The sequence below is a fragment of the Microbacterium esteraromaticum genome, from assembly GCF_014084045.1.
GTDB classification, from domain to species: Bacteria; Actinomycetota; Actinomycetes; order Actinomycetales; family Microbacteriaceae; genus Microbacterium; species Microbacterium esteraromaticum_D.
In genome coordinates, this window is record NZ_CP043732.1 from 620,540 (window position 1) to 632,577 (window position 12,038).

12 protein-coding genes and 1 tRNA gene are annotated in these 12,038 nt (G+C 67.2%); 3 read left to right on the plus strand and 10 right to left on the minus strand.

Annotated features, from left to right (window positions below; genetic code table 11):
- Window positions 1-41 precede the first annotated feature (41 nt).
- From FVO59_RS16790 to FVO59_RS03085, 5 genes are all read right to left on the minus strand, one after another.
- Window positions 42-518, minus strand: a complete 477-nt coding sequence (locus tag FVO59_RS16790) for a hypothetical protein (RefSeq protein ID WP_524538372.1) — start codon at window positions 516-518, stop codon at window positions 42-44.
- Window positions 443-2,617, minus strand: a complete 2,175-nt coding sequence (locus FVO59_RS03070) for a DEAD/DEAH box helicase (RefSeq protein ID WP_182254527.1) — start codon at window positions 2,615-2,617, stop codon at window positions 443-445. Before FVO59_RS03070 ends, FVO59_RS16790 begins: the two co-directional genes overlap by 76 nt.
- Entirely contained in the window at window positions 2,614-4,842 is a 2,229-nt protein-coding gene (locus FVO59_RS03075) for a site-specific DNA-methyltransferase (RefSeq protein ID WP_182254529.1), read from the minus strand. Before FVO59_RS03075 ends, FVO59_RS03070 begins: the two co-directional genes overlap by 4 nt.
- Before the next feature lie 164 nt (window positions 4,843-5,006).
- Window positions 5,007-5,097: transfer RNA gene (locus FVO59_RS03080), tRNA-Ser, on the minus strand.
- Between the two features lie 178 nt (window positions 5,098-5,275).
- Window positions 5,276-6,319, minus strand: coding sequence for a uroporphyrinogen decarboxylase/cobalamine-independent methonine synthase family protein (locus tag FVO59_RS03085; protein ID WP_182254531.1), 1,044 nt, complete (start codon window positions 6,317-6,319; stop codon window positions 5,276-5,278).
- A gap of 106 nt (window positions 6,320-6,425) precedes the next feature.
- Between FVO59_RS03085 and FVO59_RS03090 the strand changes: the two genes are divergently transcribed.
- Window positions 6,426-7,202, plus strand: a complete 777-nt coding sequence (locus FVO59_RS03090) for a hypothetical protein (RefSeq protein ID WP_182254533.1) — start codon at window positions 6,426-6,428, stop codon at window positions 7,200-7,202.
- 49 nt (window positions 7,203-7,251) lie between these two features.
- On the opposite strand, the gene FVO59_RS03095 is transcribed toward FVO59_RS03090, so the two are convergent.
- Complete coding sequence (locus FVO59_RS03095; protein ID WP_182254535.1) at window positions 7,252-7,884, minus strand: helix-turn-helix transcriptional regulator; 633 nt, start codon at window positions 7,882-7,884, stop codon at window positions 7,252-7,254.
- Window positions 7,885-7,964: 80 nt separating this feature from the next.
- Between FVO59_RS03095 and FVO59_RS03100 the strand changes: the two genes are divergently transcribed.
- Both FVO59_RS03100 and FVO59_RS03105 read left to right on the plus strand, forming a co-directional pair.
- Window positions 7,965-8,441, plus strand: coding sequence for a MogA/MoaB family molybdenum cofactor biosynthesis protein (locus FVO59_RS03100; protein ID WP_182254537.1), 477 nt, complete (start codon window positions 7,965-7,967; stop codon window positions 8,439-8,441).
- Window positions 8,438-8,863 carry a molybdenum cofactor biosynthesis protein MoaE gene (locus FVO59_RS03105; RefSeq protein ID WP_182254539.1) on the plus strand — a complete coding sequence of 142 codons (426 nt, stop codon included), beginning with the start codon at window positions 8,438-8,440 and terminating at the stop codon, window positions 8,861-8,863. Before FVO59_RS03100 ends, FVO59_RS03105 begins: the two co-directional genes overlap by 4 nt.
- A 16-nt stretch (window positions 8,864-8,879) precedes the next feature.
- On the opposite strand, the gene FVO59_RS03110 is transcribed toward FVO59_RS03105, so the two are convergent.
- The 4 genes from FVO59_RS03110 to FVO59_RS03125 are packed head-to-tail and all read right to left on the minus strand — an operon-like array spanning window position 8,880 to window position 12,017.
- Window positions 8,880-9,113 (minus strand): MoaD/ThiS family protein, encoded by a 234-nt coding sequence (locus tag FVO59_RS03110; protein WP_182254541.1) that lies wholly within the window; start codon window positions 9,111-9,113, stop codon window positions 8,880-8,882.
- A gap of 2 nt (window positions 9,114-9,115) precedes the next feature.
- Window positions 9,116-9,595: a cyclic pyranopterin monophosphate synthase MoaC gene (gene moaC / locus FVO59_RS03115; RefSeq protein WP_182254543.1), complete on the minus strand. Its 480-nt coding sequence runs from the start codon at window positions 9,593-9,595 to the stop codon at window positions 9,116-9,118.
- On the minus strand, window positions 9,595-10,818 hold the full coding sequence (locus FVO59_RS03120; RefSeq protein WP_182254545.1) for a molybdopterin molybdotransferase MoeA: 1,224 nt from the start codon (window positions 10,816-10,818) through the stop codon (window positions 9,595-9,597). The genes moaC and FVO59_RS03120 overlap by 1 nt, the downstream gene beginning before the upstream one ends.
- The gene (locus FVO59_RS03125; protein ID WP_182254548.1) at window positions 10,815-12,017 is read right to left on the minus strand and encodes a ThiF family adenylyltransferase; all 1,203 of its coding nucleotides are present in this window, start codon (window positions 12,015-12,017) and stop codon (window positions 10,815-10,817) included. Before FVO59_RS03125 ends, FVO59_RS03120 begins: the two co-directional genes overlap by 4 nt.
- Window positions 12,018-12,038 lie beyond the last annotated feature (21 nt).

Here is a 12,038-nt window from a genome sequence, read left to right on the forward strand (position 1 = left end):
TCGCCGTCATACTCACCGAAACGCGTAGTCGGGGCCCACGTTCACCCTGCGATCCGCCGGCTGCCCTTACTCTGGAACAGCTCGTCGAGAGAGACGTCGGGATCATTGAGCGCCTCGCGAATGGACGGCTTCGATAGGTCCAGCCCCCAGTCCGTCTCACCGATCCGCACCACGGCAACCGCGCGCCGGATGACGTCTGAGTGATCTGCCGCGTACTCCGCGAGTCCCCGCCACTTGTCGCGCGAGTCTCCGTGGTCGAGGTGTGGGTCGATGATGTCGACCACCAGAGCTCCGTCGATCTCCCGAACGAAGATGAAGTCTGGGTGCATGAGCATCAGCTGTCGCCTAGCACCGCTGCCCTTGTAGTAGGGGACCGATAGAGCTGCTCTGCCTGACCCGGGATTGCGGTACCAGCCGACAACCTTGCGCGAGGGCTCCAGCTCTAGGTCGAGCGCAGCAGCCTCCCAGCTATTGCCGCTACCCGGGTATACCCACGCGCCCCGCGCTCGAACGCCCACACGTGCTTTTCGGCCAGCGGATAATTGGTGATTTCGACCTCGGTACCCTTCTTGCGGGCGCGCTGCGTGGCAACTCGACCTGGATTGGCGAGCAGAAGCTTGGCGTCGACCGGTTTCGTAGGTGGGAACCAGATGCTCTTGAATTGCTCGGAGAGTCCGGCAGTCTCGACGCGGTCCTCATAGTCCTTTTGCATCTCTTCGATCTGACCTTCGGCGACCGTGTTGAGCAGCTTCTTGACGTCGGCGATCTCGGCGAGAGCCGCAACGCGCATCTTGGCCTTCTTACCGGGACTGCCGTCAGCGATCAGCGCAGAGTAGTACCAAGTGCCGGTTCCGCCGGGCAGTCTGCGCTTCGCATCTTCGAAGTAGCCATCCAAGTCGCGGAAGTGCACCGTTTTGCTTCGGATATCACCCTCGTCCTCATGGTCTGTCTCCGTTCCCGCGTACTGGAAGTCCCGGCGAAGGGTGTCGATCTCTAGGAGGTCCTTCACGCGTTGATCAACCTGCTTTTTATGGGCGCCGTCGATGCGCTTCATTTCCGCGACCAGAAGGCCGCGCAGGACGTCCTCCGGTGTCGCCTCGTCTTCGTTTACGCTGACGATCCCTCGGTCGACCAGCTTCTCCGCGAGGTCGGATGCGCGCTCAACGTCATCCGGGTAGTCCTGCTTGGGCTTGCTGTACTTGGGAAGCCCATTGATCTTGTCGAAAACTTCCTCCGCCAGAGCGGGGTTCTTCTCTGTCGGTTCGCTCGCGAGATCGATGCCCAGGGTTCCCTCGGTGTCCTTCGCAATCTCGTCGACGACCTTCTTCACCTCGGTTTGGCTGTAGTAAGGGAGGTAGAGCATCACGCTCTCCAGCCGAGGGTCTGGAGCGTGCGTCGCCCCGGGGGTCCGGATCATGCGGCCCACGAGCTGCGCAATAGTCGTCGCGTCCTTTGCCGGGCGCAGCGACACCATGACCTCGGCCCGAGGGCAGTCCCAGCCGGTCGTGAGCGCTTCCTTGAAGAAGACAACTCTTATCCAGGTGTCGGCTTCGATCTGCTCGGCTGCGACCTTCTTCAGTGTCGTGTCGCCGACTCGGATGTTGCCGTCGTCGCCGAAGGCGTGCGCGAAGGCATAGTCGGGCAGCGCGGAGCCGGTCAGTTCCACCCACTTGTCGGAGATGGTCTTCAGCCGCTCCCCCAACTCGGCTTTAGAAACAGAGTTCTCCACCTGCACCACCAGCACGGGGGTGACTTGCTGGAAACCTTCGTCCTCGGCTTCCTTCCACCAGACCTGCGACCTGTGCAGATCTTCGGTTCCCGATTCCAGGAGCGTGTGGTGAGCCTTCTGGTTCTCCTCGGAGAACTCGACCTGGACCCGACGCTTCAGAAGGCCCTCATCCTGGACTTCCTGCACTGTCACGCGATGCTCGGGCGTGAGCCGGTCAGAGGCAACCAGGGCCTTCTTGAAGTTGTCGGGCGTAGCAGTCATTACAAGAGCGACCGGCGCAGCTGGATGCGGTGCGCCGTCGTAGAGGTTTATGCCGCCTTCGAGGCACGTCTTGATGATCGTGTCGCGATCACCGTTCGACCTCTCCTTTCCGATCCCCTTGTGCGCCTCATCGATCACAAGTAGGAAGTCATTACCGTGGTCATTTACCGTCCTCGCGATCGCGTGCCACAGCGCGTTCTTCTTGCCCTTCGATTCGTTCGGCCACCACGACGAGGCGGACGACGTGAGCTGCTGGATGTGAGCGAACGTCACCGTGCCCGCCGCGAGGACCTCTTCGTCGTACGCGTCATCAACGACTACGAGGTTCTTACCGTAAGAGAGTTGGTCCCCGTAGCGATCCATTTTGTCGGCCGACTGCCGGTTCAGAGAAGGGCTGTCGGTGAGCCACAACACTCGAAGAGTCGGGCGCTCCTGTGCTTCGTTGCTCCCGTCTAGGAGCCCTTCGATCAGTTCAGTCGCTGCCAGGGTTTTACCTGCCCCTGTCGGAGCGATGAGCATCACTGCTGTGTGATCGTCGTCCTCCGCCCACACGTTGTAAGCATCGTCAAGAGCCTTCAGGAGCCGTCGAACAGCCTTCTTTTGAAACTTCTTCAGTGGGACTTTCACAGCTGGTCCTTCAAGTCGATCACGTTGGTGCGGAAGTTCTTGAGATAGTGCCGGTACAGCCGCGTCGTGTGCGCAGGGTCCGCCCCCACTTCGTCGACGCTCCGGTGGAATTCATCCGCGGAGTCCGCGATGATGAAGACGTGTCTCGGCGGATCTCCCGCAGAGGTTCGTGTCGAAAGCGCTTCCGCGAAGCCAGCCCGCCCCTTGTTGCGGAACAGCACGCCGTACGTCGCCCCGTCGGGCAAAGCCCAGCCGCTGCGAGGCTCAGTTTCGATGACCGGTCCCTCGGCCCCACCGACGAGCCACAAGAGGTGCGCGACCTGCTCGAACGATTGCTTCGCCTCGACGGTCTCGGGGTCGAGATACGTCAAGTTGTAGAAACGTACGTTCTCTTCGAACCCTTCGGACATCGGTCCAGGATGGAGGATCTCAAATCCATTGACCTTGTACTCACCCGTGATGGGGGCACCTGCCGGAGTCCGTCCAGTCACCGCTGCCCGAAGGCGAGGCTTCGCCACATACTCGCAAATGCCAAGCGCTTCCCACTCGGCATCTCCGGGATAGAGGTCCCGCGCACGCAAGCTCTCCTGCTCACCTGCTGAAACCTCGTTGTTTGTCACCAGGATGGAGCGCCTTCTCCCTCCATCCTTGTTCAGGCGCATAAGTGCGTGAGCGGTGGTTCCGGAACCACCGAAGAAGTCGATGACGAGCGCGTCGGGTTTGTCGGCAACAAACAACCTGAGACAGTCCTCAACCGCGTACAGCGATTTAGGGAAATCGAACCGCTTCTCGCCTCCAAGCAGGGTTTTAAGCAGCTCGGTGCCGTGAACCTCCGCGTTATGGGATGGGCGGACCCATGTTGAGGTGGGCATCTTTACCTTGTGGGTGACATACCGAGCTAGGACGCTTCCATCGGGGTTGCTTCCCACGATCGCTGCGCGGCCCGTCTCTACGTCCAACACCTTTCCGGAGGTCAAGTACGAGATCTCGTAGGTCTGCGGCTTGCCGGGAGTAGCCTTTCCAACCCGGACATACCCTCGACTAAGTCGGGCTCGGAGTTCCGGGGCTGTGAGCCCCCAGTTCATCTCCGTCTGATCCGGGTCATCGCGGATCGGGAATACTGCAACGCAACCGCGAACTTTTGGAGACTTGCTCCGCGGGACTCCGTGGGCCAGGGGCTCACCGACCTGCTCGATCCGCCCGTCGCGGTTGACGTAAATCGGATAAAACTGACCGGTTCCGCCTTTCTTGCTTCCGCGCCTGGAAGAGTAGTCGCTTCGGCGCAGCGTGCGCCACGGTACAAGGGCTCCCTCGGCGTAGTCCGGGTCGGGTTCACCAGCTACCGTGGCTGACCCAAGTGTCACGAAGTAGACGTACTCGTCAGACCGCGCAAAAGTCCCAGTCCGATACTTCCCCCTCGGATTGATCACGGTGGTGACCATCTCAATCCCGGCAGTCGGGAATATCGATTCGAGGAGTAGACCGAGGCGAGCACCCTCCTTGTCATCGATGGCAACCATCAACACTGATTCCTTCGGATTCAGCAGCCGTTGCGCAAGCTTGAGACGCTTCTCCATGAACGAGAGCCAGAGCGAATGCCGATAGACGTCGTCCTTGTCGACATAGTCGTTGTTGTACTTCCAATCCCTGGCTCCGGAGTTGTAAGGCGGGTCGATGTAGATGCAGTCGACCTGCCCCTCGTACGCGTAAAGAAGAGTTTCTAGGGCATGGAAGTTCTCGCCGTTGACGACGGTGTGGAACGGCTTGGTGGGGTTGCCGTTTCCGTCGACTGCGCCCAGCACGTCCTCGCTTGACTTGATTAGGCCAGGAAAGATCGGATCGCCGAAGCGGGCAACAGGCACCAATTCGTCCAGCATCCCCGTGGTCTGCTGGCCAACGGAGCGGAAGTGCTCATCGACCGGCTGGAGCGTCGCAGTATCCCCGTCGATCGCCAGGACCCGGTACGCGTTCCGCGGGCCAGGATCCGAGCGCAGCGTGGCGTAGCGGTCTTCCCGGACTGTTTGACCATGAAGCACGACAGACTCTGGCTTGTGTCGCTCGAAGACGAGGCCATACTCGGCCTTGCTGCGGAGGCGCTCAAAGGCCGCCGCAATCCGACGTCGAAGGTTAGGGTCCTCGATGGAGGCGATGTCCATATCGATCGCATTGGTCGACTGACGGAGTTCATGCGCTGTGTCCTCGTGCGGGCCTTGCTCTTCTGTCATCTCGCCGTCCTTGAAGTGCGCTTGCGGACATTCTCTCGGATCTCCGCCCGCGCGTTGTGCGCACTGCGTTTCGACGGGAGTCGGATTGGAGTCGGATTTCCGCGCCAGCTAGGCCGAAGGCCCCGACTCCCCAGTGTTTTCTAGGAGAGTCGGGGCCTTCGATTTGGCGGTGACGGTGGGATTTGAACCCACGGTAGGGGGTTACCCTACACAACTTTTCGAGAGTTGCACCTTCGGCCGCTCGGACACGTCACCGCGGACAAGTTTACGGTACGGAGGTCGACCGCGCGAATCGAGGGCGAGGGCGTGCATGTCGGGCGCGTCGCGGAGGCGGATGAGGACGCCGTACTGAGTTGCGAAAAGGACCTCGCGACGCTTCGACTCGCTTCGCTCGCTCGACGACCGGGGGTGGCTCGCTCAACGGCCGGAGTGCTCACCAGCCGGTCGACACCGCCGCGTGGGTCGCGAGGATCTCCTCGGTGGTCCCTGCCGGAGCCCGCCCGATGCCGCACTCGGTCGCCACGCCGAAAGCGGGCACGACCTTCGAGGCTGCCGCGATGCGCCGCTCGGCCCCCTCGACGCCGTCCTCCCTGTGCACCAGCCCCAGATACAGCTCCGCCACGGGCGCGAGGTCCGCCAGCGGCGCGTAGTACGCTTCGTCATCCCGTTCGATCGGCACGGGCAGGTGCAGCCAGGTGAGGCCGCGCCGCGCCGCGGCGATCACAGCGTTGGCGAAGCGAACCAGCGTCCCCGCGTCGGTCGGCTCGGTGAAGTGCCGCTCCCCCGCATCGCCGTAGCAGAGGTGCACGCCGACCTCGACGCCGGCGGGCACGGCATCCACCAGGGCGGCGAGCCTGGCGACCAGACCCTCGAACGGATCCCCGTCCCACCAGGCCTCCATCGTCCTGCCGTAGCCGGAGGCGCGCTCGATGATCCCGATCTCGCTCGCGACGTCCCACTGCACAGCGAGGTCCTCGGCAGGAATCGCGGCGGCGATCTGCTCGAGCTCGCGCAGCAGCGCCGCTGTGTAGGCCGGCTCCACGGCATCCCGATCCTCGCCGAAGAAGAACGACCCGACGACGGCGACGACCGTGGGAAGCGACACCTGGAACCGCACGCCGTCGGCGATCGCACCCTCAGCGCGCAGTCTGCGGAAGATCTCATACGACTCGATGGCCGCGGCGGCGTAGCCGAGCGGCGGCAGCCGGAGCGCCGCCGGGTCGACGCCGTCGGCGATGCGCAGCGGGCGCGCGTCGAGGTCGCGCAGCCACACCGGCTCGGCGCCGATGCGCTCGATCCCCTCGGCCTGACCGAGCACGTCGGGCTGGAACATGATCCAGTGGAAGCGGCACCCCACTTCGCCGTCGGGGATGCGCTTCAGCCGCGGGCCGAGCACCTCCGCCGCAGTGCGCAGGGTCTTCTCGGCGTCGTCGTAGTTCACGCTGCCGACGAGCAGCGCACCGTGGGGTCTGGTCATCTCTCCAGAGTAGGCGGAGAGGGTTTTCCCCGGCCGCTCGCGAGTCGGCCGATGACGGCGCGGATTAGAATCGACGTGAGTACGGATGCCGGAACGGAGACGCGCGATGGGATTCCTCACCTCCCCCGCACTGAGCGAGACGGGCTACGTGGTGCTCGACCGCCACGACCAGGCGGGCGACCCCGCCGAGTGGCGCGACCTCGAGTACGTCGGCTGGCGCTCCTCTGGCATCACCCGCTTCGCCCCGCTGACGAGCCACGCCGGCGACGTCGAGTGCAACGGGTTCTGGAACCACACCCCGCCCCGTACCGACAAGGACGGCGTGTGGATCCCCTCCCAGGTCGCGAAGGCGCCGACGCTGCAGGCCCGTGCCCTCGAGCCCGGCGCCAACGTGGGCCGCTGCCGGGTCATCGAACTGCAGCCGAACACCTACGCCGACGCGATCTACAACCTGCACCAGGACGACAACAACCGGCTCAACGCCGAGGGCACCGGCTGGGTGGTGCGGGCGTGGCTGAACCTCACCGACGATCCCGACTCGCTGCTCATCCTGCGCTCAGACCGCTTCGACCCGTCGACCGAGATCAGGCTGCCGCTGCACGCGGGCTCCCGCATCATCGTCGACACGCAGCGCTTCTGGCACGCGGTGTGGCATCGCGGACCCGAGCCGCGCTACTCGCTGATCTGCTCGTGGACGTCAGGGCCCGAGCTCGACGCCTACCTCGCGGCGGGGCGCGCCGACCCGCATCCGGCATCCGTCGCCCTGCCCGCCGCCCTCGTGGCCGACGCGCAGGCCGAGATGCACCGCCGCATCGAAGAGCGCCGCCAGGCGTTCGAGGCGCACGGCATCGTGATGGAGCCCACCGAGTCGCTGTACAGCTGAGGCGTGCGCGGTCGCCGCGAACGCCTGCCGTGGGAATGCGCGGCGGGGCTCAGGCGACGATCCGCAGCTGCCCGGCCACTGTCAGCTGCACAGTGCACTCCTCGGGGCGCCGCGCAGCCTGCACGCACTCCGCGGCGATCGGCCCGCCGGCCTGCGCGAGCACGCCCTGCATCAGGCCGAGGTGCACCTGGCAGAGCAGGGGCCGGTGCTCCGGTGCGCTGGCTGCGTGCGGACACGGGGTGAGATCGACCGTCATCCGGCGCTCGTCGACGATCGGCTCGAAGCCGCTCTCCTCGAGATGCTCGACGAGCGCGTCGAGCTGGTGGGTCGCCTCCCGCCCCAGATCGGAGGCGGGTTCCGACAGGATGCTGCGCATCACGTCACCGCGGCGCGCGGCGCCCGCGACCTTCTCACGGGCGATCGGGCTCGAGGCCTCCGGCGCTCCGGTCGCCGCGCTGTACAGGGTGCGCGGACGCCCGCGGACAGTGCGGTGCTCGGTCGTCTGGATGACGTAGCCGCCCTCGATCAGCCGGTGCAGATGCTCGCGCACCGTGTTCGCGTGCAGTCCGGTGGCGTCGCAGAGTTCGCCGATCGTGCGCTCGGGCCTCTCCTGCACGAGATGCAGGATGCGCACGCGCGAATAGCTGGAGATCGGTCCGTAGGCGACCCCGGTGATCGTCATGCATCCATGATCCCAGGCTCGCGATTCCACTGCGCGGAGACCGGCCGTGAATAACCCCGTCGCGGATTAGTGTGGGGAGCATGATCGCCGCCGCCGTCGTCACCGTCTCAGACAGGTCGGCCGCGGGCGTACGCGACGACACCGCCGGTCCCGTCGCGGTCACAGCCCTTCGCGATGCGGGTTTCACCTGCGACGACGCGCGGATCGTGCCCGACGGCGCGGATGCCGTGGAGCAGGCTCTACGTGAGCTGCTCGGCACGGGCATCCGGCTGATCGTCACCAGCGGCGGCACCGGCATCAGCCCGCGCGACCAGACGCCAGAGGGCGCTGCCCGCGTGATCGAGCGGGAGCTGCCAGGCATCGCCGAGGAGCTGCGGCGCGCGGGTCTCGCTGCGACGCCCATGTCGATGCTGACCCGCGGGCTCGCCGGCACCGTGGGCGACGCCCTGATCGTCAACCTGCCGGGCTCCCCGAAGGCCGTCGCCGAGGGGATGCCGATCGTGCTCTCGGTCGCAGGGCACGTGCTCGGCCAGCTCAACGGAGAGGACCACCGATGACCGTCCGCCTCGCGCGCATCACCGACCAGCCGCTGTCGCTCGACGAGCACATCGCCGCCGTCGACAGCACCACCGCCGGCGCCGTCACGACCTTCGTCGGTCGCGTCCGCGACCACGATCCGGATGCCGCCGACGCCGTCGTCGCGCTGGAGTACACCTCGCACCCCGACGCCGAACCTACCTTGCACCGCATCGCGGAGGCGGCGTCCGAGGGAACGGATGCCCTGGTAGCGGTCAGCCACCGCGTCGGTCGTCTCGACGTCGGCGAGGCCGCCGTCGCCATCGCCGTCGCGTCGTCGCACCGCGATGAGGCGTTCGTCGTGTGCCGCGAGGTGATCGAGGCCATCAAGCGCGAGCTGCCCGTGTGGAAGCGTCAGGTCGAGGCCGATGGCACCACCGCGTGGAAGGGCATCGGCGGCTAGTCCGCTCGAGCGCGGGTCAGCCGCCGGCGAACGGCGGCAGGACGTCGATCGTGGTCGCGCCGGCGAGCGCGAAAGCGTCGTCGACGCGGGTGCCGTCGACCAGCACCGCGCAGCGGGGCAGGATGCCGGTGAGCGCGGGGTGCTCGGCGAGCAGTTGCTGCTTCAGGATGCCGAGGGTCTCGGCATCCGTCGTCACGGAGTCGCGCCCTGTCGCTTCCTGAGCCGCGGCGAAGAACCGCACGGTCGCCATCGTCAGCCGTCCTCGCCCGGGCGCCGCCACGATCCGCTGCGGCCACCCTCCTTGGCCGTGATGCGGAGGTTCTCGATCGACGCCGACTTGTCGACGCCCTTGATCATGTCGATGACCGAGAGGGCTGCCACCGAGACTGCGGTAAGGGCCTCCATCTCGACGCCGGTGCGATCGGCGGTGCGCACGGTCGCCTCGATCGCCACTCCCTCGTCTTCGACAGCGAGGTCGACGACTGCGCCGTGCACGCCGATCACGTGTGCGAGGGGCAGCAGCTCGGGAGTGCGCTTGGCCGCCTGGATGCCGGCGATGCGCGACACGGCGAGCACGTCTCCCTTGGGCACCGAGCCGCCGCGCAGAAGCTCGACGGTCGACGCCGCGCAGCGCACGAAGCCCTTCGCGGTCGCCGCGCGAACGGTCGGGGTCTTCTCGGTCACGTCGACCATGCGGGCGTGGCCGGCGGAATCCAGATGGGTGAAGGTCATCACAGCTCCATGACTTCGATGAGGTCGCCGGCGAAGACGCGCTCCGTCTCGGCGGGGACGATGGCATAGGCCTCGGCCGCGCCGAGCCCCACGCTGAGGTGCGAACCCGACCCGCCGGCCGTCGCCGGGCGCACGACGGGTCGCGCGGGGTCGGTGCGGTCGATCACAGCGGGCAGGTACTGACGGCGCCCGGGCGGGGTGCTCCAGTCGACCGCGGCGGGCAGCAGCCGCTGCGGACGGTGGATGCCGGCGCGCCCCTGCATGCGCAGCAGCGCAGGCCGCACGAACACCTCGAACGACACCGCCGCGCTCACCGGGTTCCCCGGGAGGCCGAACATCAGCATCCCGTCGGCAGAGCCGAAGCCCTGCGGTTTGCCGGGCTGCATCGCGATCTTCGCGAACTCCATGCTCTCGCCGAGGCTCTGCTTGACGACCTCGTATGCACCCGCGCTGACGCCGCCCGAGAAGACGATGACGTCGACGTCGAGCTCTCTGGCCTCGGCCACCGCGGCGGCCGGACCGTCGCCCTCGTCGTCGACGACGCGGCGCAGCACCACCTCGGCACCCGCCTCCGATGCGAGCCCCGCGAGCAGGATGCCGTTCGACTCGGGGATCTGCCCGCGCCGCAGTGCGCTGCCGGCCGCGACGAGCTCCGAGCCGGTGGAGACGATCGCGACCCGCGGCCGGGGTGCCACCTCGACATGGGCGATGCCTGCGGAGGCCAGAGCCGAGAGCTGCCGGGGCCCGAGCAGCGTTCCTGCGGCGAGCACGATGTCGCCTGCGGCGGTATCGGCGGCGGCGCGGCGGATGTGCGCCCCCTGAGCTCTCGGGGCCCGCTGCACGACGGCGGTGTCCAGCGAGTCGTCGAGCCCGCCGGCGGTGTCTTCGAAGGGGACGATCGCGTCGGCATCCGTCGGCGTCGGCGACCCGGTCATGATCCGCGCGGCCTCGCCGGGGCGGATGGCCGGGTCGGCGGAGCTGCCCGCCGGGATGTCGGCGATCACTCTGAGGGTCACCGGATGCTCGGGCGCGGCCTCTGCGACATCCGCCCAGCGCACGGCGAAGCCGTCCATGGCGGAGTTGTCGAACGAGGGCACCGCGGTCACCGCGCGGGCATCGGATGCCAGGGTCAGCCCCTGCGCGTCATCGATCCCCACGGTGACCGGCGTGCGCTGCCGCACCTGTGCGAGGACGAGCTCGAGCTGCTGTTCGACGGTTCTCATAAGGTCGTCTCGTTCTCTCGAGCTCCCGTTCGGGAGGACTTCGCAGCCACGGGAGGACCCTGCTCGAAGAGCTCTCCTCCCGTGCGAGAGTTCTCCTCCCGAGCGTGCGGGCGCTCGGAGTGCACCGCGTTCCAGGCATCCATCCCGCCCGCCAGCACGACCGCGTCCGCACCGGCGGCGCGCAGCGCGTCGGCGGCGCGACGGGCACGGGCGCCGACCTGGCAGATGACGACAACGCGATCTGCGCCCAGCGAGGCCGGGTCTGCGAGCACCTGCGCGAGCGGCACGTGCCGAGCGCCGGCGATCATGCCCGTCGCGATCTCGGCATCCTCCCGCACGTCGAGCAGCCGTGCACCCGAGGCGACCTCGGCGTCGAGCTCCGCCACCGTGATGTGCGCAGCCCGGTCGACCGGCGCCGCCGGCGCACTCGCCCGCGACGGGCGCAGCGGCACCTCGTTCACCCTGGCTCGCAGAGCGTCGATCACGAGCACCCGGCCCAGCAGCGGGTCGCCGATGCCGGTGATGAGCTTGATCGCCTCCATGGCGAGGATCGAACCCGCCTGCAGGCAGAGCGCGCCGAAGACCCCGACGGCGGCGCACGTCGGCAGCTCGCCCACGCTGCCCTCGGGATACAGGTCGCTCAGCACCACGGCATCCGCGCCCTCGGGCGGAGCCGACCAAAAGACGGTGATCTGCGCCGCGAACTCCTGGATCACACCCCACACGAGCGGGATGCCGAGCTGCTCGGCCGCGGTCGCGACCACGAGCCGGGTCTCGAAGGTGTCGGTTCCGTCGATCACGAGGTCGGCTGCGGCGAGCAGTTCGGCGGCGTTCCCCGGCACCAGGCGGGCGCGCCGCGCGTGCACGACCGTCTCGGGCGACAGGTCGGCGGCGACGCGGACCGCGCTGTCGACCTTCGGCCGGCCGACGTCGCCGTGGCGGTGCATGATCTGCCGCTGCAGGTTGGACAGCTCGACGTCGTCGTCGTCGATGATCGTGATCTCGCCCACGCCTGCCGCCGCGAGCGCGAGGACCACCGGTGCGCCCAGTCCCCCCGCTCCGACGACCGCGACGTGCGCCGCGCGCATACGCCGCTGGCCGACCTCGCCGAGGCCTGCGAGGACCTGATGGCGGGCGGTGCGTGCGCTCTCGGCGTCGCTCAGGGCGGCGACGGGCTCGACGAGAGGCGGCAGGGGCATGGTTCCGAGGCTACGGTTCGG